This is a genomic window from Campylobacter sp. CH246 (assembly GCF_004378835.1).
Classification (GTDB): domain Bacteria; phylum Campylobacterota; class Campylobacteria; order Campylobacterales; family Campylobacteraceae; genus Campylobacter_D; species Campylobacter_D jejuni.
Genome location: NZ_RYYA01000004.1, coordinates 76,978 through 99,718, shown reverse-complemented (window position 1 = coordinate 99,718; position 22,741 = coordinate 76,978). Strand labels below are relative to the sequence as shown.

General features: G+C 30.2%; 24 protein-coding genes. 10 read left to right on the top strand and 14 right to left on the bottom strand.

What is annotated here, in order from left to right:
- The first annotated feature begins 85 nt into the window (after positions 1-85).
- The 3 genes from cmeA to cmeC are packed head-to-tail and all read left to right on the top strand — an operon-like array spanning position 86 to position 5,782.
- On the top strand, positions 86-1,189 hold the full coding sequence (cmeA, locus tag ELQ06_RS04455; RefSeq protein ID WP_002859458.1) for a multidrug efflux RND transporter periplasmic adaptor subunit CmeA: 1,104 nt from the start codon (positions 86-88) through the stop codon (positions 1,187-1,189).
- Positions 1,189-4,311, top strand: coding sequence for a multidrug efflux RND transporter permease subunit CmeB (cmeB, locus tag ELQ06_RS04450; RefSeq protein ID WP_052821003.1), 3,123 nt, complete (start codon positions 1,189-1,191; stop codon positions 4,309-4,311). Before cmeA ends, cmeB begins: the two co-directional genes overlap by 1 nt.
- Complete coding sequence (cmeC, locus tag ELQ06_RS04445; protein ID WP_052821000.1) at positions 4,304-5,782, top strand: multidrug efflux transporter outer membrane subunit CmeC; 1,479 nt, start codon at positions 4,304-4,306, stop codon at positions 5,780-5,782. The genes cmeB and cmeC overlap by 8 nt, the downstream gene beginning before the upstream one ends.
- Before the next feature lie 22 nt (positions 5,783-5,804).
- Here the strand turns inward: cmeC and cmeU are convergent, their stop codons facing one another.
- Positions 5,805-6,056 carry a CmeU family protein gene (gene cmeU / locus ELQ06_RS04440; RefSeq protein ID WP_002857293.1) on the bottom strand — a complete coding sequence of 84 codons (252 nt, stop codon included), beginning with the start codon at positions 6,054-6,056 and terminating at the stop codon, positions 5,805-5,807.
- 127 nt (positions 6,057-6,183) lie between these two features.
- On the opposite strand from cmeU, the gene ELQ06_RS04435 reads away from it, so the two are divergent.
- Positions 6,184-7,530, top strand: coding sequence for a coproporphyrinogen III oxidase family protein (locus tag ELQ06_RS04435; RefSeq protein ID WP_052820999.1), 1,347 nt, complete (start codon positions 6,184-6,186; stop codon positions 7,528-7,530).
- Here ELQ06_RS04435 and hemJ read toward each other — a convergent pair.
- From hemJ to ELQ06_RS04415, 4 genes are all read right to left on the bottom strand, one after another.
- Positions 7,527-7,979 carry a protoporphyrinogen oxidase HemJ gene (gene hemJ / locus ELQ06_RS04430; protein ID WP_052793943.1) on the bottom strand — a complete coding sequence of 151 codons (453 nt, stop codon included), beginning with the start codon at positions 7,977-7,979 and terminating at the stop codon, positions 7,527-7,529. The genes ELQ06_RS04435 and hemJ overlap by 4 nt on opposite strands.
- A complete protein-coding gene (gene lspA, locus ELQ06_RS04425) occupies positions 7,963-8,433 on the bottom strand; it encodes a signal peptidase II (RefSeq protein ID WP_052782139.1) in 471 nt (156 codons plus the stop codon). The genes hemJ and lspA overlap by 17 nt, the downstream gene beginning before the upstream one ends.
- Positions 8,426-9,763: a phosphoglucosamine mutase gene (glmM, locus tag ELQ06_RS04420; protein WP_052797843.1), complete on the bottom strand. Its 1,338-nt coding sequence runs from the start codon at positions 9,761-9,763 to the stop codon at positions 8,426-8,428. The genes lspA and glmM overlap by 8 nt, the downstream gene beginning before the upstream one ends.
- Before the next feature lie 93 nt (positions 9,764-9,856).
- Positions 9,857-10,882 (bottom strand): cytochrome-c peroxidase, encoded by a 1,026-nt coding sequence (locus ELQ06_RS04415; RefSeq protein ID WP_002854298.1) that lies wholly within the window; start codon positions 10,880-10,882, stop codon positions 9,857-9,859.
- Positions 10,883-11,082: 200 nt separating this feature from the next.
- Here ELQ06_RS04415 and plsY point away from each other — a divergent pair, with 200 nt between their 5' ends.
- The 5 genes from plsY (at position 11,083) to ELQ06_RS04390 (ending at position 14,562) form a co-directional block, all read left to right on the top strand.
- A complete protein-coding gene (gene plsY / locus ELQ06_RS04410) occupies positions 11,083-11,691 on the top strand; it encodes a glycerol-3-phosphate 1-O-acyltransferase PlsY (RefSeq protein ID WP_052782137.1) in 609 nt (202 codons plus the stop codon).
- Positions 11,676-11,993, top strand: a complete 318-nt coding sequence (locus ELQ06_RS04405; RefSeq protein ID WP_052797844.1) for a dihydroneopterin aldolase — start codon at positions 11,676-11,678, stop codon at positions 11,991-11,993. The genes plsY and ELQ06_RS04405 overlap by 16 nt, the downstream gene beginning before the upstream one ends.
- A 79-nt stretch (positions 11,994-12,072) precedes the next feature.
- A complete protein-coding gene (gene hsrA, locus ELQ06_RS04400) occupies positions 12,073-12,744 on the top strand; it encodes a homeostatic response regulator transcription factor HsrA (RefSeq protein WP_002872433.1) in 672 nt (223 codons plus the stop codon).
- A 112-nt stretch (positions 12,745-12,856) separates the two neighbouring features.
- Entirely contained in the window at positions 12,857-13,102 is a 246-nt protein-coding gene (locus ELQ06_RS04395) for a YfhL family 4Fe-4S dicluster ferredoxin (protein WP_002854647.1), read from the top strand.
- The gene (locus ELQ06_RS04390) at positions 13,102-14,562 is read left to right on the top strand and encodes a Ppx/GppA phosphatase family protein (RefSeq protein WP_052793945.1); all 1,461 of its coding nucleotides are present in this window, start codon (positions 13,102-13,104) and stop codon (positions 14,560-14,562) included. The genes ELQ06_RS04395 and ELQ06_RS04390 overlap by 1 nt, the downstream gene beginning before the upstream one ends.
- Here the strand turns inward: ELQ06_RS04390 and ELQ06_RS04385 are convergent.
- From ELQ06_RS04385 to ELQ06_RS04345, 9 genes are all read right to left on the bottom strand, one after another.
- Entirely contained in the window at positions 14,559-15,362 is an 804-nt protein-coding gene (locus ELQ06_RS04385) for a hypothetical protein (RefSeq protein WP_052797845.1), read from the bottom strand. The genes ELQ06_RS04390 and ELQ06_RS04385 overlap by 4 nt on opposite strands.
- The gene (gene fliN / locus ELQ06_RS04380) at positions 15,363-15,671 is read right to left on the bottom strand and encodes a flagellar motor switch protein FliN (RefSeq protein WP_002824739.1); all 309 of its coding nucleotides are present in this window, start codon (positions 15,669-15,671) and stop codon (positions 15,363-15,365) included.
- Positions 15,671-16,093: a chemotaxis protein CheX gene (locus ELQ06_RS04375; RefSeq protein ID WP_052797846.1), complete on the bottom strand. Its 423-nt coding sequence runs from the start codon at positions 16,091-16,093 to the stop codon at positions 15,671-15,673. The genes fliN and ELQ06_RS04375 overlap by 1 nt, the downstream gene beginning before the upstream one ends.
- Positions 16,094-16,163: 70 nt before the next feature.
- Positions 16,164-16,913, bottom strand: coding sequence for a tryptophan synthase subunit alpha (gene trpA, locus ELQ06_RS04370; RefSeq protein ID WP_052797847.1), 750 nt, complete (start codon positions 16,911-16,913; stop codon positions 16,164-16,166).
- Positions 16,906-18,084 carry a tryptophan synthase subunit beta gene (trpB, locus tag ELQ06_RS04365; RefSeq protein ID WP_002854204.1) on the bottom strand — a complete coding sequence of 393 codons (1,179 nt, stop codon included), beginning with the start codon at positions 18,082-18,084 and terminating at the stop codon, positions 16,906-16,908. Before trpB ends, trpA begins: the two co-directional genes overlap by 8 nt.
- Complete coding sequence (locus tag ELQ06_RS04360) at positions 18,081-18,680, bottom strand: N-(5'-phosphoribosyl)anthranilate isomerase (RefSeq protein WP_002873373.1); 600 nt, start codon at positions 18,678-18,680, stop codon at positions 18,081-18,083. Before ELQ06_RS04360 ends, trpB begins: the two co-directional genes overlap by 4 nt.
- Complete coding sequence (trpD, locus tag ELQ06_RS04355; RefSeq protein WP_052797848.1) at positions 18,667-20,268, bottom strand: anthranilate phosphoribosyltransferase; 1,602 nt, start codon at positions 20,266-20,268, stop codon at positions 18,667-18,669. The genes ELQ06_RS04360 and trpD overlap by 14 nt, the downstream gene beginning before the upstream one ends.
- Positions 20,268-21,515 (bottom strand): anthranilate synthase component I family protein, encoded by a 1,248-nt coding sequence (locus tag ELQ06_RS04350; RefSeq protein ID WP_052793948.1) that lies wholly within the window; start codon positions 21,513-21,515, stop codon positions 20,268-20,270. The genes trpD and ELQ06_RS04350 overlap by 1 nt, the downstream gene beginning before the upstream one ends.
- A gap of 201 nt (positions 21,516-21,716) precedes the next feature.
- Positions 21,717-21,806 carry a hypothetical protein gene (locus ELQ06_RS04345; RefSeq protein ID WP_042635777.1) on the bottom strand — a complete coding sequence of 30 codons (90 nt, stop codon included), beginning with the start codon at positions 21,804-21,806 and terminating at the stop codon, positions 21,717-21,719.
- Between the two features lie 122 nt (positions 21,807-21,928).
- On the opposite strand from ELQ06_RS04345, the gene ELQ06_RS04340 reads away from it, so the two are divergent.
- Positions 21,929-22,714 (top strand): sulfite exporter TauE/SafE family protein, encoded by a 786-nt coding sequence (locus tag ELQ06_RS04340; protein ID WP_002854334.1) that lies wholly within the window; start codon positions 21,929-21,931, stop codon positions 22,712-22,714.
- Positions 22,715-22,741 lie beyond the last annotated feature (27 nt).

The following is a 22,741-nucleotide window of genomic DNA, read 5'->3' as shown; positions in this document are numbered from 1 at the left end:
TTATTAACCAAAATTAAGATATAATTAGCCAAAAATTTTTGTAATAAAAATTACAATTTTTAATTTAATTTTTCAAGGCAAAACCATGAAATTATTTCAAAAAAATACTATTTTAGCTTTAGGTGTTGTGCTTTTACTCACTGCTTGCAGCAAAGAAGAAGCACCAAAAATACAAATGCCGCCTCAACCTGTAACAACCATGAGTGCTAAATCTGAAGATTTACCACTTAGTTTTACCTATCCTGCTAAACTTGTCAGTGATTATGATGTCATTATAAAACCTCAAGTTAGTGGCGTAATAGAAAATAAACTTTTTAAAGCTGGAGATAAAGTAAAAAAAGGACAAACATTATTTATTATAGAACAAGATAAATTTAAAGCTAGTGTTGATTCGGCTTACGGACAAGCTTTGATGGCTAAGGCAACTTTCGAAAATGCAAGCAAGGATTTTAATCGTTCTAAAGCTCTTTTTAGTAAAAGTGCAATCTCTCAAAAGGAATACGACTCTTCTCTTGCTACATTTAACAATTCAAAAGCTAGTCTAGCAAGTGCTAGAGCACAGCTTGCAAATGCAAGAATTGATCTAGATCATACCGAAATAAAAGCTCCTTTTGATGGTACTATAGGAGATGCTTTAGTTAATATAGGAGATTATGTAAGTGCTTCAACAACTGAACTAGTTAGAGTTACAAATTTAAATCCTATTTACGCAGATTTCTTTATTTCAGATACAGATAAACTAAATTTAGTCCGCAATACTCAAAGTGGAAAATGGGATTTAGACAGCATTCATGCAAATTTAAATCTTAATGGAGAAACCGTTCAAGGCAAACTTTATTTTATTGATTCTGTTATAGATGCTAATAGTGGAACAGTAAAAGCCAAAGCTATATTTGACAACAACAACTCAACACTTTTACCAGGTGCTTTTGCAACAATTACTTCAGAAGGTTTTATACAAAAAAATGGCTTTAAAGTGCCTCAAATAGCTGTTAAACAAAATCAAAATGATGTTTATGTTCTTCTTGTTAAAAATGGAAAAGTAGAAAAATCTTCTGTACATATAAGCTACCAAAACAATGAATATGCCATTATTGACAAAGGATTACAAAATGGCGATAAAATCATTTTAGATAACTTTAAAAAAATTCAAGTTGGTAGCGAAGTTAAAGAAATTGGAGCACAATAATGTTTTCTAAATTTTTTATCGAAAGACCTGTTTTTGCTTCAGTTGTTGCAATTATCATTTCTTTAGCTGGAGCTATAGGTCTTACAAATTTACCTATAGAACAATATCCTTCTTTAACCCCTCCTACAGTTAAAGTAAGTGCAACTTACACAGGAGCTGATGCACAAACCATTGCTTCGACAGTTGCAAGTCCTATCGAAGATGCAATCAATGGCGCAGATAATATGATTTACATGGATTCAACTTCAAGTTCTTCGGGAACTATGAGTTTGACTGTTTATTTTGATATCGGTACAGATCCTGATCAAGCCACCATAGATGTTAATAATAGAATTTCAGCCGCAACTGCAAAAATGCCAGATGCAGTTAAAAAACTTGGAGTAACAGTTAGAAAAACTTCCTCAACAACACTTGCTGCAATTTCTATGTATTCAAGTGATGGCTCAATGAGTGCAGTAGATGTATATAACTATATCACTTTAAATGTTTTAGATGAGTTAAAAAGGATTCCAGGAGTTGGAGATGCAAACGCTATAGGAAATCGTAATTATTCTTTAAGAATTTGGCTCAAGCCTGATTTATTAAATAAATTTGGAATCACAGCTACTGATGTAATTTCTGCGGTTAATGACCAAAATGCCCAATACGCAACTGGTAAAATTGGCGAAGAACCTGTAACCCAAAAATCCCCTTATGTTTATTCAATCACTATGCAAGGAAGACTACAAAATCCTAGTGAATTTGAAAACATTATTTTAAGAACAAATAATGATGGATCATTTTTAAGACTTAAAGATGTAGCTGATGTGGAAATAGGATCACAACAATACAGCTCACAAGGACGATTAAATGGCAATGATGCAGTTCCAATTATGATCAATCTTCAATCAGGGGCAAACGCATTGCATACAGCAGAACTTGTTCAAGCTAAAATGCAAGAACTTTCAAAAAATTTTCCAAAAGGTTTAACATATAAAATTCCTTACGATACAACAAAATTTGTAATAGAATCAATCAAAGAAGTTGTTAAAACTTTTGTTGAAGCTCTAATTTTAGTTATCATTGTTATGTATATGTTCTTAAAGAATTTCCGTGCAACACTTATTCCTATGATAGCTGTACCTGTTTCATTGTTAGGAACTTTTGCTGGACTTTATGTTTTAGGTTTTAGTATTAACTTGCTTACGCTTTTTGCTTTAATTTTAGCCATAGGGATCGTTGTAGATGATGCGATTATAGTTGTAGAAAATATTGATAGGATTTTACATGAAAATGAGCAAATAAGCGTAAAAGATGCTGCTATCCAAGCGATGCAAGAAGTTAGCTCTCCGGTTATTTCAATTGTTCTTGTGCTTTGTGCTGTTTTTGTACCAGTTTCTTTTATATCAGGTTTTGTTGGAGAAATTCAAAGACAATTTGCTCTTACCTTAGCTATATCTGTAACCATATCAGGTTTTGTTGCTCTTACCTTAACACCTTCTTTATGTGCACTCTTTTTGCGACGCAATGAAGGAGAGCCATTTAAATTTGTAAAGAAATTTAATGATTTTTTTGATTGGAGTACCTCTGTATTTAGCGCAGGAGTAGCATATATCCTAAAAAGAACCATTCGTTTTGTTTTAATTTTTTGTATTATGCTTGGAGCAATTTTTTATCTCTATAAAGCAGTACCAAATTCTTTAGTTCCTGAAGAAGATCAAGGTTTGATGATTAGCATTATTAATCTTCCTTCAGCTTCAGCACTCCATAGAACAATTTCAGAGGTTGATCACATAAGCCAAGAAGTTTTAAAAACTAATGGAGTTAAAGATGCAATGGCTATGATAGGATTTGATCTTTTTACAAGTTCACTCAAAGAAAATGCCGCTGCAATGTTTATAGGTTTGCAAGATTGGAAAGATAGAAATGTAAGCGCTGATCAAATTATAGCCGAACTTAATAAAAAATTTGCTTTTGATCGCAATGCTTCAAGTGTATTTATAGGCTTACCTCCTATACCTGGATTAAGTATCACAGGCGGTTTTGAAATGTATGTTCAAAACAAAAGCGGAAAAAGCTATGATGAAATACAAAAAGATGTAAATAAACTTGTTGCTGTGGCCAACCAAAGAAAAGAGCTATCAAGAGTAAGAACAACCCTTGATACAACTTTCCCTCAATACAAGCTTATAATTGATAGAGATAAATTAAAACACTACAATCTTAACATGCAAGATGTTTTTAACACGATGAATGCAACTATAGGCACTTATTATGTTAATGATTTTTCTATGCTAGGTAAAAATTTCCAAGTAAATATCCGTGCAAAAGGTGATTTTAGAAATACACAAGATGCGTTAAAAAATATTTTTGTAAGATCAAATGATGGAAAAATGATACCACTTGATTCTTTCTTAACTTTACAAAGAAGTTCAGGGCCTGATGATGTAAAACGATTCAACCTTTTCCCAGCAGCACAAGTTCAAGGTCAACCCGCACCAGGTTATACTTCAGGCCAAGCTATAGAAGCGATTGCTCAAGTAGCAAAAGAAACTTTAGGAGATGATTATTCGATAGCTTGGAGTGGATCAGCTTATCAAGAAGTTTCTAGTAAAGGAACAGCAAGCTATGCTTTTGCTTTAGGCATGGTATTTGTCTTTTTAATCCTAGCTGCCCAATATGAAAGATGGCTTATACCTTTAGCAGTTGTAACAGCTGTGCCTTTTGCGGTATTTGGATCATTTTTATTGGTATATTTAAGAGGATTTAGCAATGATATATATTTTCAAACAGGACTTTTGCTCTTGATTGGACTTTCAGCTAAAAATGCTATCTTAATCGTAGAATTTGCAATGGAAGAGCGCTTTAAAAAAGGCAAAGGAGTTTTTGAAGCAGCTGTTGCAGCAGCGAAACTTCGTTTTCGTCCTATCATAATGACTTCTTTGGCATTTACTTTTGGGGTATTGCCAATGATTTTCGCAACAGGAGCAGGAAGTGCTTCAAGACACTCTTTAGGAACAGGGCTTATTGGTGGAATGATCGCAGCATCAACTTTAGCGATATTCTTTGTGCCTTTATTTTTCTATCTTTTAGAAAATTTTAATGAATGGCTAGATAAAAAAAGAGGTAAGGTTCATGAATAAAATAATTTCAATTAGCGCTATAGCAAGTTTTACTCTTTTGATTTCAGCTTGCTCTTTAAGTCCAAATTTAAATATTCCCGAAGCAAACTATAGCATTGATAATAAGCTTGGAGCCTTATCTTGGGAAAAAGAAAACAATAGCTCTATCACAAAAAATTGGTGGAAAAACTTTGATGATGAAAATTTAAATAAAGTGGTTGATTTAGCACTTAAAAATAATAATGATTTAAAACTTGCCTTCATACACATGGAACAAGCTGCTGCTCAATTAGGTATAGATTTTAGCAGTTTGTTGCCAAAATTTGATGGGAGCGCAAGCGGAAGTCGTGCAAAAACAGCTATAAATGCTCCAAGCAATCGAACTGGGGAAGTAAGTTACGGTAATGATTTTAAAATGGGACTTAATTTAAGCTATGAAATCGATCTTTGGGGAAAATATCGCGATACATATCGCGCCTCAAAATCAGGCTTTAAAGCAAGTGAGTATGATTATGAAGCTGCAAGACTTTCTGTTATTTCAAATACAGTTCAAACTTATTTTAATCTTGCAAATGCTTATGAAAATGAAAATGCTCTTAAAGAAGCCTATGAATCTGCAAAAGAAATTTATAGGATTAATGATGAAAAATTTCAAGTTGGTGCTGTAGGTGAATATGAACTTGCTCAAGCAAGAGCCAACTTAGAAAGTATGGCTTTGCAATATAATGAAGCAAAATTAAATAAAGAAAATTACCTTAAAGCTTTAAAAATTTTAACTTCAAATAATTTAAATGACATACTTTACAAAAATCAAAGCTATCAAGTTTTTAATCTTAAAGAATTTGACATTCCAACTGGAATTTCAAGCACCATCTTACTTCAACGTCCAGATATTGGCTCTTCTTTAGAAAAATTAACTCAGCAAAATTATCTTGTTGGAGTAGCTCGCACGGCTTTCTTACCTAGCCTTTCTTTAACAGGATTATTGGGATTTGAAAGCGGGGATTTAGATACCTTGGTTAAAGGAGGTTCTAAGACTTGGAACATAGGTGGAAACTTTACTCTGCCTATTTTTCATTGGGGTGAAATTTACCAAAATGTAAATTTAGCCAAGCTTAATAAAGATGAAGCTTTTGTAAATTATCAAAATACTTTGATTACTGCTTTTGGAGAAATTCGCTATGCTTTAGTAGCTAGAAAAACTATACGCTTACAATACGATAATGCACAAGCAAGCGAACAATCTTACAAAAGAATCTATGAAATTGCTAAAGAACGCTATGATATAGGAGAAATGTCTTTGCAAGATTATTTAGAGGCGCGTCAAAATTGGCTTAATGCTGCGGTTGCTTTTAATAACACTAAATATTCTTATGCCAATTCCATAGTAGATGTAATCAAAGCATTTGGTGGAGGATTTGAACAAAATGAAGATACGAGTAAAAATATAAAAGAAGAATCAAAAAATTTAGATATGTCTTTTAGAGAATAGTTCGTTCTATTCTCTAAATAAATTAAAAATCTTTGTCTAAATCTGCATCTGTAATTTCATAAGCCTTGTAAATAGCAGGCAATAATTTTCTTATAGCATAATCAAAATGATAAAATTGCTTATATACCTCTTCTGGATTTAAATTTTTAGCATTCTTAAAATCAAATACTTCAGTATTATTGATTTTGGCAATATTTTCATCAAAATAAGAGTAAAACTCTGCTCTTTGTTTAAACAAAGCATTTAAATTTTGAACAATTTTGGCTTTATCCATTTTATATCCTTTTTAAATAATTTAAAAACTTAATCCCATTTTTTATTTAAGAAATAAAAAATTTACTCCTATTTTAGCTAAAAATTGATAAAGTTATATCTTAAATATTTTAATATATAGGCCACTTATGAATTTATTTCAAAATTTAGCTTTAAAATACTCTCATACTATGATGGAAAAATCCCTCCAAAAAGGTTTCAATGTCGAACTTTTAAAACAACCCGAAGAAAAAATTCCAAAACAAGACAAAAACTATATGCTTTATGCCCATGTACCTTTTTGCCATACTTTTTGTCCTTATTGTAGCTTTCATAAATATTATTATGATGAAAATTTAGCCAAAGTATATTTTCAAAATCTTAGAGAAGAAATTAAAATCATGAAAGATAAAGGTTTTGATTTTACCTCCATGTATGTGGGTGGTGGTACAACACTGATTAATGAAGAGGAATTATTAAAAACCTTGGAACTTTGTAAAAAGTTATTTAATATAAAAGAAATTTCATGCGAAAGCGATCCAAATCATATTGATCCAAATAAGCTTTCTATGTTTAAAGGTATAATTGATCGTTTAAGTTGCGGGATTCAAAGTTTTGATGATGAAACTTTGAAAAAAGTGGCAAGATATAATAAATTTGGTTCATCTAAAGAACTTCAAGAAAAAATTTCAAAAGCTTTAGGAATTTTACCTATTTTTAGTATAGATCTTATTTTCAATCTTCCAGGACAAAACGAAAAACAACTTTTAAATGACTTAGAAATTGCTAAAAATTTAGCCCCGCAACAAATCACAACCTATCCTTTAATGAAATCAAATCTTACCAAAGATAATATCGCTAAAAGTCTAGGAGTGAGCATTAAAGATAATGAATTTACTTATTATCAAATCATACGAGAATTTTTTAAAGACTATACCCAAAACAATGGTTGGAGTTTTTCTTTAGAAAAAAACAAGCTTAATGACGAATATGTCAGTTCTCATCATGAATACCTAGGAGTAGGCAGTGGAGCTTTTAGCTTTTTAGATGGGGAGCTTTTAATCAATGCATTTAATCTAAATGATTATGCTAAATTTATACAAGAAAAACAAAATGCTAATATAGCCAAAGCTTGTTTTGATAAAAAAGAAATTATCAAATATGTCTTTTTAACTGAAATTTTTTCAGGGAAAATAGAAATTGATAAATTTAATAAAACTCTAAATTGCAATCTCGAAAAAGAACTTTTCATAGAACTTTTAGGACTTAAAACAAGTGGTGCCATCATAAAAGATCAAAATGCTTTAATCGCAACTGAATTTGGTCAATATCTTTTTGTGGTTTTAATGAAAGATTTTTACACAGGAATGGATCTTGTGCGCGCAGTATTTAGAGATGATAAGCGTCTTAAAAATAAAGATTATATCGATATCATGAAAGAAAATATTGATCCGCTTAACTCCGCTAGTATGGAATTTAAAGCGGAGACAAACTAAAAGGGACGAACAACCATCATTAAAGCGATGATAATAAACATTATAGTTGGAAATTCATTATAAATTCTAAAATATTTTCCACTTTTAATAGAAGTATCATTTGCTAAAGCTTTTAAACAATAATAATTATGTATATGAAAAATAATCAAAAGTGTAACACAGGTAAGTTTAACATGCATAAAACCCGCACCTACCATTAAAACTTCCTTATGAGCATGCAACATTAAACTTCCTGTGATTAAAGTCACAATCATTGCAGGAGTTTGTATATAAAAATAAAGTTTTCTTTCTTGAATTTTTACAACCTCGACAAAACCTTTATTATCTTTATGTTCAGCATGATACACAAAAAGACGAGGTAAATAAAAAAGACCTGCCATCCAAGAAACAAATGCCAAATAATGCACCCATTTAATCCAAAAATAATAATCATTAATCCATTCTGTCATCTTTTTTCCTTTTTTTAAATATTTCTTGTATTAAAATCAAAGCCACGCTTATATTTATCATAACATCTGCAACATTAAAAATGGCAAAATTAAACCATTTATGCCAAAAAAACATATCCACTACACCTCCATGTATAAAACGATCCAATAAATTTGAAACGCCAGCACCAAGCATCATTCCAAAAGCTATGCTATGAGTTTTTAAAAGTGTTTTTTGCCAAAAAAGATAAATAAAAAGCACGCCAATTAAAGCAAGATGTAAATATTTTAAATTATGTTCTAAAAAACTCAACATTGAAAAAGCTACGCCTGTATTTAGAGCATAAGTTAAATCTAAGTATTCACTCTGCCATCTAAGTCCTGCTAAAGTTAAGGATTTTACCCATTGATCAAGGGCAAAAACCAAAACAAAGGCACCCCAAAAATAAAAAATAAATTTAAAAGTTTTAGCCATTTAAAGCTTTCTTAAAAAATTCTACAACATTTTTCATTTCTTTTTCTAAGAGCTTAATATCTTTAGCTTCTAGTAAAAGTCTTATCAAATTTTCTGTTCCAGAATAGCGAAATAAGGTATTAATATTTTTATTTTCTAAATCTTTTTTTAATTCTTTTAAACCTTTAATTTTATCTAAATCTTTTTTTTCTGCAATTTTAAGATTGGTTAAAAGCTGAGGATAAGGTTTAACTTGACCCAAAATAGAACTTGCAGATTTTTTCTTAAAAAGCATTAAAGCACTAAATTGCAAGGCAGCTATCAAACCATCTCCAGTTTTTGCATAATCGCTAAAAATAATATGCCCACTTTGTTCTCCACCAAAATTTCCACCATTGGATTTTAGTTTTTCAAGCACATATTTATCACCAACATTACAAGTATCAAGTTCTATACCATGTTTATTTAAAAACTCTTTTAAAGCACCATTACTCATTATAGTAGCCACAACACTTGATTGTAATTTGCCTTGTTCTTTAAGATAAAGTGCCAATACGCCCAATAAACTATCCCCATTAGCCACTTCGCCTTTTTCATCTACAACCACCAAACGATCTGCATCACCATCAAAAGCAAAGCCCACATCTGCACGCAAACGCTTTACCTCGGCAGCTAAGTTTGCAGGATGCAAAGCTCCACAATTTTCATTGATATTAAGTCCATTAGGTTTATCACTCATTACTATAACTTCAGCGCCTAATTCCTTAAAAACAGTAGGTGCTACCTTATAAGCTGCCCCATGAGCCACATCTAAAACCACACGCAAAGACTTTAAAGTAAGATCTTTTGGAAAAGAATTTTTAATAGAAACAATATATCTTCCTATAACATCATCAATTCTTTTTGCTTGACCAATTTTTTCCATATCTACCTTAGAGGCTTGTATAAGCTTATCATCAAAATAAATTTCTTCTATTTTTTTCTCTATATCTTCACTGAGTTTATTTCCATGAGCATCAAAAAATTTAATACCGTTATCATAATAAGGATTGTGAGAAGCTGAAATCATAATCCCTGCGTCACAACGCATATCTTCAGTTAAGAATGCAATCGCAGGAGTTGGCATAGGACCAATTTGTATAACATTATATCCTATAGAAGTAAGCCCTGAAACAATAGCATTTTCTATCATATAGCCACTTCTTCTTGTATCTTTTCCTACTAAGATATTATTAGTAATACTTTTATCTTTAAAATAAATACCCGCAGCCATTGCTAAACGCATAGCCAAAAAACTATCTAAAAATTCACCCGCTTTTCCACGAACTCCATCAGTTCCAAAAAGTCTCATTGCAAACCTTTCTAGCAAAATTTAAAGACAATTATAACAAAGCTAAGATAAAGAAATTTAAACAAGCTCTAAAAATAGAGCTTGTTTGGAACCTTATAGTTCAGGTTTAGGGGTTTTTTCAGTAGAAATAGGAAGTTGTGGATAAACAATTGCTGGTTTTGTTCCTGTTAAGGATTTTAAGAAAGTTTCAATACTTTTTGCTTCTTTATCAGAAATTTTAATGCCAAGTTGCACACTACCCATTTCCTTAATAGCATCTTTTAGATTCCAAATAGCGCCATTATGAAAATATGGAGCAGTTTCAGCAACATTTCTTAAAGTTGGAGTTTTTACCATGCCATTTGCATCACCTTTAAAATCGCCTAAATTTGCAAATTTATATTTACCAGCAACTTCAAACGCTTGCATATTGCCACCTAAATTCACACCATTATGACAAGCTACACAACCCTTGTCTATAAAAAGCTTTAAGCCTTTTTGCTCTTCTTTTGTTAAAGCTTTTTCATCGCCTTCTAAAAATTTATCAAAACGAGATGGAGTGATCAAGGTTCTTTCAAAATTTGCAATTGCATCAGCAATATTGTCAAAATTTACACCACTTTTACCATAGATTTTTTTAAACTCACTCACATATTCAGGCAATGATGAAATTTTTTCTACTGCGAGTTTAGCAGGAGTTGCCATTTCAGGATCAGCTTGGATTGGACCTTTAGCTTGATCGGCTAATGTTCCTGCACGACCATCCCAAAATTGAGTATTATTTAAAACCGCATTATAAACTGTTGGTGAATTTAAATGATGGGGATTTGCTGTCCATTTATGACCTATTGCAGTACTAACCCCATCTGTTCCACCAAGTCCTACATTGTGACAGGTATTACAAGAAATGATACCACTTTTTGAAAGGCGTGGTTCAAAATAAAGCTTTTTGCCAAGCTCTGCTTTTTCAAGAGTAAATTCACTAGCCTTTACTCCATTTTGTTTTAAAATTTCATCAACACCTTTTTGATCTTTTGGCAAGGCAACAAGACCTGAATTTTTAGCTTCATCTATAAGACTTGCAGCATTTAAGCTTGAAAAAGCAACTAAGGATGCGATTAGCAATGCTTTTACTTTCATTTATAAACTCCTATTAAAGATAAATTAAAATAAAATAATAATCATTTAGAGCTTAAATAAAGATAAATATTATTAAAAAATATTTACAATTAATTAATACTATTTTTATCTTAAAAATTATTTTTTTGTTTATTTATTTTCATAAGATATAATTTTTGGTTATAAATCTTAAAATTTTAAGATGATTTGAAAAGGATATTATGGAAAATTTAATAATTTACGCTTTTATATATCTTTTAAGTTCAATCCCTTTTGGACTGATTCTAGCTAAATTTTTTGCTAAAACTGATATCAAAAAAGAAGGTTCAAAAAGTATAGGAGCAACCAATGTTTTAAGAGTAGTAAAAGAAAAAAATCCCAAACTAGCAAAAAAACTTGCCATTGCTACAATAATTTTAGATTTTGCAAAAGCAGCTATTCCTTTATTAACCTTGAAATTTCTTCATTATGATCAAGCTTTGCTTTGGAGCGTGGCAGTTTTGGCTATTTTTGGACACTGTTTTTCAATTTACTTGTTATTTGAAGGAGGGAAAGGCATAGCAACAGGAGCAGGTGCTATGATAGTTTTGCTTCCATTGGAGGTGCTTACAGCATTTATTGTATGGGTAGTTATAGGAAAAATTTTTAAAATATCTTCGTTAGCTTCTTTAGCAGCATTACTTGCTTTTGTTGTAAGTTCTTTTATATTTAATTATGACTTGGAAATTCATACACATGCACCCGTTTTCATTATCGCTTTTATTATAGTATATAAACATCTACCTAATATTAAAAGATTGATCTTTAAAGAAGAATGCAAAGTCATATAAAAATAAAATTTCACTTTAAGTGTATCATCGGTATATTAGATTTCGAAAGAAGGAAAAAACAAAAAGTTATTATCAAGCTTAAAGCTAAAGCAAATGAATTTTTAAATTATGCAGAGGTAATTACTAAAATTAAAAAATGGTATAAAAAAGAAGAATTTTACACCCTTGAAGAGTCTTTAGACTTTGTAAGCTTAAATTTAAAAAAAGATTTTCCTAATTTAACCAATCTTAACATAAAAATTTTCAAACCCCATGTAATAAAAAATGCTACAGTTGGGGTTAAATTGAAAAAAAAATATTAATTTTTTTTTAAAGATATCTAAACATTTACTTAAGCTATGATATAATTCTTTAAATTTTTCTTATATAAGGATAGAACAAATGAGAATTTTAGTTATAGAAGATGAGATTAGCCTAAATAAAACAATTATAGACAATCTTAATGAATTTGGTTATCAAACCGATTCTTCTGAAAATTTTAAAGATGGAGAATACTTTATCGGCATTAGACATTATGATTTAGTTTTAGCAAACTGGACTTTACCTGATGGAGATGGAGCAGAACTTGTCAACACCATTAAACATAAATCCCCAAGAACTTCAGTTATGATTATGTCTTCAAAAACAGACAAAGAAACAGAAATCAAAGCTTTGAAATCTGGAGCTGATGATTTTGTTAAAAAACCTTTAGATTTTGATATTCTACTCGCAAGAATTGAAGCAAGACTGAGACTTGGTGGAACCAATGTTATTAAAATTGAAGACTTAGTTATTGATCCAGATGAGGAAAAAATTACTTATAAAGGTCAAGATATAGAACTTAAAGGAAAACCTTTTGAAGTTTTAACGCACTTAGCAAGACATTCAGATCAAATTGTATCCAAAGAACAACTTTTAGATGCCATATGGGAAGAACCTGAGCTAGTAACTCCAAATGTTATAGAAGTAGCTATCAATCAAATTCGTCAAAAAATGGATAAACCATTAAATATATCTACCATAGAAACAGTTCGTCGTAGAGGATACCGTTTCTGCTTCCCTAAAAAATCTTAACAATTTTGCACCTTCGGTGCAAAAAATTTATCTTTATTTCTATTTTTATATTTTATTTAAGTTTGGTTATTGTATAAACTAAAATTATTTTTTAAATTTTTGAAAGGTTATGATGTCTCTTTTAATTACAAAAGACTGCGTATGTTGTGATGCTTGCAGAGAAGAATGTCCTGATGAAGCTATTTATGAAAATAGTCCAATTTATGTAATAGACCCTGATCTTTGTTCAGAGTGCGTTAATGATTTTTCAGAGCCTGCCTGTATTGTTGCTTGCCCATATGAATGTATCATTCCTGATCCTGATAATGTAGAAACTATAGAAGAATTAAAACTCAAACATAGAGATAGAGAATTTTAATGGCAAAAAAAACAGCCGTTGTTGATCTTGGCTCAAACTCCATTAGAATGGTGATTTTTGAAAAAACTTCTAGATATGGTTTTTATACAACTTGCGAATACAAACGCAAAGTAAGACTTGGAGAAAATGCTTATAATAATGGCAAAATTCTCCAAGAAGAAGCCATGCAAAGAGCCGAAGATGCCTTAGCTTTTTTTAAACAATGCGCTTTAAAGCATAAGTGCAAAAAAATATTTATAGTAGGCACATCAGCCTTAAGAGATGCCCCAAATTCAAAAAATTTCATTAAAAGAATCAAAGATAATCTGTCTTTAAATATACGCTGTATAGATGGAAAAAGCGAAAGTTACTTAGGTGGTCTTGCGGCTTTAAATTTATTAAGTCCTTTTAAGGATGGAACCACTTTAGACATAGGTGGTGGTTCTAGTGAATTATGTTTAATAAAAAATAATAGAATTATTTCTTGCATATCTCTTGATATTGGCACTGTTAGGCTAAAAGAATTGTTCTATGATACTGGAAAAATGGATTCTTTAGAAGAATTTGTAAAACCAATTTTAGAACAAATTCCTAAAGAATTTTGTAATCAAAACCTTATTGCAATAGGTGGAAGCTTAAGAGCAATATCTAATTCCATCATGCAAAAGAATTCTTATCCACTGAAAAATTTACATGATTTTCGCTATATGCTAGATGAAGAAAAAGGGCATATTTTAAAAATTTTTAATTCAAACTTAGACTCTTTAATCAATTTTGGCATAAAAAAGGATCGTTTTGATACCATTAAAGAGGGTATATTTATTTTTTTAAAGATTGCGGAAAAAATAAAAGCCAAACAAGTTATCACGAGTGGGGTTGGAATCAGAGAAGGAGTTTATTTGCAAGATTTACTTCGTCCTAAAATCACTTTTCCACCAAATTTTAATCCTAGTTTAAAATGTTTACAAGATAAATTTTTACAATCAAAACAAAAAAATAAAACTCCACATTTTGCTCTGCAAATTTTTACAACCCTTAAAAATCTTCATAAACTTAACGATAACTATAAGCATACTTTACTAAATGCTGCTAAATTATGCCATATTGGAGAATATTTAAATTTCTATTTTGCTAATGAACACTCTGCTCATTTTGTACTAGGTGGATTAAATTATGGATTTTCACATAAAGAAAAAGCTTTAATTGCTAGCATTATTAAGCTTAATGGAAAAAAAGTTAACCCTTATAATCTTGAACCCTATAAACAACTTTTACCCAATATTCATACCATTTCATGGCTTAATTTTATTTTGTGCCTAGCTAAAACTTTAAGCACAAATGCAGATAAGATTGATTTTGCTTTTACAAACAATACTCTTTATATATATCAAGAAAACAAAATTCTTAATTTACCCAAAGATGAGCTCAAAAAAATTGCAAAACCAGCTACCATAGCATTAGCAATCAATCAAAAAATTTAAGATTTTTTACCTTTTTGACGCTGCTCTATAAGATTTTGAATTCTTTTTTTATTCTCTTCAAAAAAAGAATCAAAATTTTTCTCTGTTTTTTCTGTATGTTTTATTGTTTGTTCCTCTGGAATTTCAACACTTTCTAAAAGCACATTGGAATTACCTATTATCATTGTATAACGTTTATTAGCGTGATCAAAAACAACAAGTTGATTATTTTTATCTAAAAATCTTTGGAAAATCATGGTAAAATCTCTAGAAACATTGTTATTTTTATAAACCATAGTCTTTTTAAACCACCAAAGCACTATTAACAAAATAACTAAAATCAGCATTACTAAGATATAATTTGTATAATCATACCCTTCTAAACTTGTACTTTTTGGTTTAGGCATTAATTCTTGAGAATTATTCGCAGTAGTTGTAGGTGATACTACAGATTCGATATTTGCTTTCCCTTGCTCTATAGCTCGTATCCTTACTCCAAATTTACCATTGATAGAGCTAAGTTCTAAATTAATATTTTGTTTGTTTTGTAGCATAATATAGGTATTATTATTTTTAGAACTAATACTAATTTTATCTACAAGTTGAGAGTTAAGTTCTTTTAATTCATCTTTAGAATACGTTAAATCACTAAAAGTTAAAAGAGTTAAATTTTTTTCTTTTTTTTGAGAAATCTTGCCATTATAAGCATTATCAAAAGAAAGCATTAAATCCACTCGGTCATTTCTATCGTAGATATTATAACTAATCAACTCAACACTATATAAAGGTAAAATTAAAAAAAATAATACTAGCAATCTCATTTAAATTTCTTTTTTAAAGTATTGAAGCACAGTCTTAGAATCCAAAATTTCATTAATTCTTATAGCGAGATTTTTTTCATAAACCATAACCTCGCCTTTGCCAAAAATTCTTTTATTGATATAAAGCTCAACGCTTTCTCCAGCAGGCTTTTCAAGATCAATAACCGAGCCTACTTCAAGTTTTAAAAGCTCCGCTACACTCATATTTGTAGTTCCAAGCTCGCTTACAAAATCTACTGTAATATCTAAGATATCTTCATAAGATTGTAAAAGCCCATGATGAATATTAAACTCTATATCATCGCTCATTATTTGCAATATCCTATTCTAAAATAACAATTTTCAAATTTATAAGTTAAAGCTTCATCTAGAACTATTTCAGAAAAATCAACTTTTCCTAAATATTCCGGAATTCCGAGTTTATACTCGTCATCACCCTTAGCATCATTTAACAAATTTTTAGCATAACCTATAATCTGATTAGCACATTCTTTAATTAAATCACACCAGTCATCTTCTTTAAATTTTTCATCATTAATTAAAATTTCTGCAATTTTTTTTAAAAAATCTTTTGGAAAAAATAAATAAAAATTACATTCTCCTTCGCTTTTCCCTATGATAGGAATACTCGCTCCATAAAGTTCACCGCTTATATCTTGAGCTGCTTCAATGTGAAGTCTTAAGATATGATCACAAAAATGAGTGATGGAATATTCAAGAATCTTTAACATAGCTACCACCTTTATAAAAAACTTAATTTAAAATTATAGTAAATATAAAATAAAAATATGTTTTAAAATTTTATTTTTTGAAAATTTCTTCAATATCTTTCATTATTATATCCAAATTTCCTTTTTTAAAACACTTTACTATGCTAGTTCCCACAATCACTCCATCAGCAACTTTTCTCATTCTTTTTACATCTTGATTATTTTGAATACCAAAACCTACAAAAATAGGCAAATTCGTAAAAGATCTGATTTCTTTTACTTTATCTTGCAAGATTGCTTCTTCGACACTTTTTGTACCTGTAATACCTATACTTGCTAATAAATAAATAAAGCCCTTAGCATGTTTTACTAACTTTTTAACCCTTTCTTTAGGGGTTGCAACACTTACAAGAGTGATTAAAGCTATATCATATTTTTCACACTCTTTAACTAAATCACCACTTTCTTCAAAACTTAATTCAGGTACAATCAAAGCACAAATCCCTAAAGATTTTGCTTTTTTCACAAATTTTTCCAAACCATAAGAAAAAATTAAATTATAATAAACCATAAAAACCAAAGCTTTTTTAGTTTTTACCCTAGCTAAAAGCTCAAAAACATTATGAATATCCGCGCCTTCATCAAGAGCTATTTTTGCCGCATCTGCAATAATCTCACCATCGGCAATAGGATCACTATAAGCAACACCAAGTTCTAAAATATCAATAGGGCTTTGATCTAATCTTTTCAAAAAAGCTTCACTTGTTTGAAGATTTGGATAACCTAAAACCGTATAAGCCACATTTGCATTTTCTTTATAAAATTTTCTAAAATCAACCATAAATCACCCCTTTTTTATAATCTCTAATCATTTGCATATCTTTATCTCCCCTGCCTGAAAGATTTACTACTATCACGCTTTTCTTTTTTAAAGTTGGACAAAGTTTTTCTAAAAATGCCAAAGCATGCGAACTTTCAATCGCTGCAATAATACCTTCTTCTTTACAAAGTAATTTTAAAGCCTGCATACATTCTTCATCACTTATAGCATGATATTGCGCTCTTTTGCTTTCAAATAAAAAAGCATGCAAAGGACCAATTCCTGGATAATCAAGCCCTGCAGAAACACTATGTACAGGCAAGATATTGCCTAAATCATCTTGTAAAACCTTGGTTTTCATACCGTGAATAATGCCTGTTTTTCCCTTATTTAAAGTCGCTGCATGATAAGGCGTATCAATGCCAAGCCCCCCTGCTTCAATACCTATAAGTTTAACATTTTCATCTTTGATAAAATCATAAAAAATCCCAGCTGCATTGCTTCCACCCCCAACAGCTGCGATAATATAATCTACTTTTTTATTGAGTTTTTGAAGTTGCATTTTGCATTCTTTTCCTATAATACTTTGAAAATGCATTACCATTTTAGGATAAGGATAAGGACCTACCGCACTTCCAACCACATAAAAAATATTTTTAATATCTCCAACCCAAGCTTGAATAGCCGCAGTAGTAGCTTCTTTTAGAGTTTTAAGCCCACTTTGTACTGCATGAATTTTAGCACCCAAAAGCTCCATTTTATAAACATTTAAAGCCTGTCTTTGCACATCGGTTGCCCCCATATAAATTTCACATTCAAGTCCTAAAAGTGCTGCTGCAGTGGCTGTTGCAAGCCCGTGTTGACCTGCTCCTGTTTCTGCTATGATTTTTTTCTTTCCCATTTTTTTTGCTAAAAGGGCTTGAGCGATGGCATTATTGATTTTATGTGCTCCGGTATGATTTAAATCCTCGCGTTTTAAATAAATTTCATGCTGATATTTTTTGCTTAAATTTCTAGCAAAATAAAGTGGAGTAGGACGCCCTACATAAGTTTTTAAAAGTTCGTTTAATTCTTTTTTAAAGAGTTTATCTTTAGAAAATTTCAAAAAAGCACCTTCTAGCTCATTTAAAGCAAACATTGCACTTTCAGGCAAAAACTGCCCACCAAAATCCCCATAATACGCTTTTTTCATTTTTTCAACTCCTTTAAAATTTGTTTTATTTTGTTGATATCTTTTAAGCCTTTTTCATCTTCAAGTTTTGAATTAAGATCTAAAATTTTAGCTCCCGTTTTTACAGCCTTATGAACATTATCCAAACCTATGCCTCCAGCTAATGCAAAATCTTTAGTATAAGAACTTAATAAAGTCCAATCAAAACTTATTCCATTACCGCCCTTTAAAATTCCCTTAGCATCAAAAAGTACTAAATTAGCAAAAATTTCACTTTTTAAATCTAAACTATTTTCCACACTAATCACCTGCCAAACAAAAACATTTTGCACCTTTAAAATTTCAAATTCTTCTTTGGTAATAGTGCGATAAATTTGTATCCCATCAAGCTTAGCTTCTTTAATACATCTTAAAATTTGTTCCAAATTTTCATCTACAAAAACACCGACAACTTTTTTATCTTTTTCATGAAAAATTGCACTTAAATTTCTTGCTTGTTCTAAACTCACTCTTCTTGGACTTTTAGCAAAAATAAGTCCAAAAAAATCAATATTTAAAAAAGCTAAATCTTTGGCATTTTTTTCATCTTTAATACCACAAATTTTAAGCTTTAGCATAAGCTTGATACTCCTTAAAATATTCTATAACCTTACCTGAATAAATGGCTTCTAAAATCATATCTTTAGCCACTAAAGGCGAACTTGCTTTATTGGCTGTATAAAGTGCAAACATAGCATTTAAAACTACCAAATCAAATTTTGCCCCTTGCATTTTACCGCTTAAAATATCTTTTAAATCCTTAGCGTTGTCATATGCACTAGATCCTATGATTTCACTATGAAAAGCTCTTTTAAAACCAAATTGTTCAGGACAGATAGAATACTCTAAAATTTCTCCTTCACAAAGCTCATAAATTTTACTTTCATCGCAAATACTAAGCTCATCCATACCATCATTTCCTCTTACCACTAAAGCTTTTTTGCGTCCTAAATTTTTTAAAACCTCTATCAAAAGCCTATGCACAGGTGCGTGATAATTTCCCATAAGTTGATATTTTAACTTTAAATTAGGGTGCAATAAAGGACCTAAAACATTAAAAACCGTTCTTACTCCAAGTCTTGATCTAATCTCTTTAAGTTCTCCTACTAAAGGATGGAAAAATGGAGCATGCAAAAAACTAAGCCCTTGATTGTTTAGTTGTTTTAAAGCCGATTCTAAAGTATTTGGAGTAGCTATATTTAAAGCTTCTAACACATCTGTACTTCCGCTAGAACTTGAAATGGCGCGATTTCCGTGTTTGGCTACTTTTACTCCTAAAGCTGCTAAAATAAAAGCACTAGTCGTAGAAACATTGATACTTTTAAAACCATCTCCACCTGTTCCACAAATATCAATCATCTCACTCTCATCGCTAAAAGTTTGAGAATATCTTAAAATTTGTCTTACAAAAGCACTTAAAGATTTTTCATTTAAGGACTTTTCAGTGATTAAAATCAACAAAGCCGCCACTTGCAAAATTTCATAATCTTTAGACATAACAATCTTACAAATTTGCTCAAAATCATCGCTTTGTAAAAAATGATTTTCACTCATTTTTTGCAAATAAAAACTTAAAGGATTTTCTTGTTTTTGTGGTTTTTTTATATCTTGTTTTAAAAAATTAGAAAAAAGTTGTAAGCCATATTCACTAAAATAGCTTTCAGGGTGAAATTGCACACCATAATAAGGTAAATTTTTATGCCCCAAAGCCATAATCACACCCTTTTCATCAAGGGCTAAAATTTCAAGCTCATCACCAAGCTGTTTAACCTCCAAAGAATGATAACGCATTACACTAAAATTTGAAGGCAAATTAGAAAATAATTCATTTTCCTTGCATTGTTTTATCAAAGAATTTTTTGCATGCATAGGCTCTTGCATTTTAACCACTAAAGAATCAAAAGCTAAAGCTAAAGCTTGATGTCCTAAACAAATGCCCAAAACAGGGATATTAAGCCTTGCTTTAAAAATTTCAAGACAAATCCCACTTTGACTTGGATGCTTTGGACCAGGACTTAAAATAATATGAGTAGGATTTAAATTTTTAATTTCACTCAGAGAAATTTCATCATTTCTTCTTACTAAAATTTCATCATTGCTGAGTTGCTCCAACATGCTTTTAACATTAAAAACAAAAGAATCATAATTATCAATTAAAAGTATCATTAATTTTCCTTTTTTAAATTTTCAAAAGCTACCAAAAGTGCCTTGCGTTTAGCACAAATTTCTGCATATTCTTTTTGACTCTCACTTTGCAAAACAATACCTGCCCCACTTGCCAAATAAGCCTTATCTTGAGTAAAAAAAGCGCAACGGATTAAAATCGCTAAAGTTATATCTTCATTGAAATTTAAAAATCCTACCGCACCACCATAAACTCCACGATCGCAATCTTCAAGCTCACTAACGATCTCTAAAGCTCTTATTTTAGGAGCTCCGCTTAAAGTTCCCGCTGGAAAAACTGCTTCAATCACATCGAAAATACCCGCATCTTCTTTCATATTGGCATACACTTCACTCACTATGTGCATTACAAATTTATTTTTAATAATAGAAAAAAGATTTTCCACTCTTGTTTGAGTGCCAAATTTAGAAGCATCATTTCTTGCTAAATCTACAAGCATCTTATGTTCACTAAGTTCTTTTTCATCACTTAAAAGATCTTTTTCTAAAGCCAAAAGATCGCCGTTATTTTCCAAATTTCTAGTTCCAGCAATAGGGGCTAAATAAATCTCTCTTTTTTTAATTTTTAATAAAAACTCTGGAGAAGAACCCAAAACAACACCATATTTACTTGGAAAATAAAACATATAAGCGCTTGGATTTAAAGTACTTAAACTCTCATAATAGTCAAAAGCATTTACTTGATGCTTGATGCAAAGTTGCTTACTTAAGACCACTTGAAAAATATCTCCACTTAAAAGATATTCTTTGGCTTTTTCGCACATTTTTAAAAAATCATTTTCTTCATCTTCTAAAGAGTTTAAAATTTCAAAAGCATTTTTTTGCTTTGTTTTTATTGGCTCAATATCATCTTTTAAATATTCAAAATATTTTGAAGCACCAAATTTAAAAAACATCTTACTATTTTTCTCATAAATCAAATAAGCTTTAGCATTGGCAAATAAAAATAAAGGAAAATCATAATTTTTCTTAGAAGAAAGTGGAATTTTTTCAAACAAAGATACAAAATTTGCACTAAAAACTCCAAAAAATCCAGCAAAGTCGCAAATTTTATTCTTGCTTAAAGCTTCATAATATTTTGCCTTAAACTCACTAAAGGATAATTCATTAGCATCTAAATAATCACAATCAATCCCTATAATTACCTTGGTCAAATCCTCTGCAAAATAAGAATTTTCAAATTTTTCAAGGATTTGTCTATAATAAAAATTTACATTTTTAACAAACATAATAAACCTTTTTTTAAAAAAATAAATTAAAATAATATTAAAGAAAAAATTTAGATAAAAAGAAGTTTAGAAACGCCAAGAGCGAAGAGTGTGTGTAAGTTTTAAAATCAAAGAATTACTAAAAAAATCATTTTCACTCATCTTTTACCTTTCTTATAAAATATTTCAAAAATTAAGACTTTTATGAAAATTTTTAAAGTCTTAATTAATTTTAATCAATAAATATAAATTTTGCTTTAAATTCAAAATAAATATTATAAAATCTTTATATTTTATAATATTTTGAAACATTTTTACGATGCTTAAAGTTATCAAAAAAATATTCTATTGTTATAAAAAACTAAGATAATACTTAGCTTAATAAGATAAAATTATTCCGTATTTGAAATATTTAGTATTTTTTAGGAAAAGCTATGGAAATCACAGATTTACCTTATCTAATCATAGGAATCATTTCAGGTATTGCTTCTGGACTTTTTGGCATTGGTGGAGGTATGATTATCGTTCCTTCTATGTTCGCACTTGGAGCAAGTGCTCACCATGCTATCGGAATTTCAGTATTACAAATGATTTTTGCAGCAGTTTTTGGCTCTTATATTAATTATAAGAAAAAAAATCTAAATCTTAAAGATGGTATTATGATAGGTTTTGGAGGGCTCATAGGGGCAAGCTTTAGCGGAATGCTTTTAAAAGCTTTAAGTGATGTAGCTCTTACTAGCGTATTTTTGGCGGTAAGTTGTATATTTTTTATCAAATATGCTTTTGGAATTAAAGAAAACATTGTGCAAAATCAAAGAAGCGTTTGGGTAAAGAATGTCATTTTATTTATTGCTGGAGCTTTTACTGGTATTTTTGCTATTTCTTTGGGAATTGGTGGCGGACTTTTAATTGCTCCGATTTTAGCTTATTTTTTAGGCTATGATAGCAAAAAAGTTGTTTCCTTATCCTTGTTTTTTGTTATTTTTGCTTCAGTCTCTGGTATTATATCTTTTTCAAATTCTGGAGTTATAGACTCTGAAGTTATTCATAAAGGAATACTAGTAGGTATAGCTTCTATGGTTGGAGTTTTTATAGGAATTAAAATCATAGAAAAAATGCATATTTCAGCTCATAGAAAAATTTTACTTTGCGTATATGCCTTATCAATACTTGGAACCACCCACTCTTTACTTAATAAGCTAAATCTTATAAATTTTTAATTTGGATTTATCCAAGTTCTTTTAATA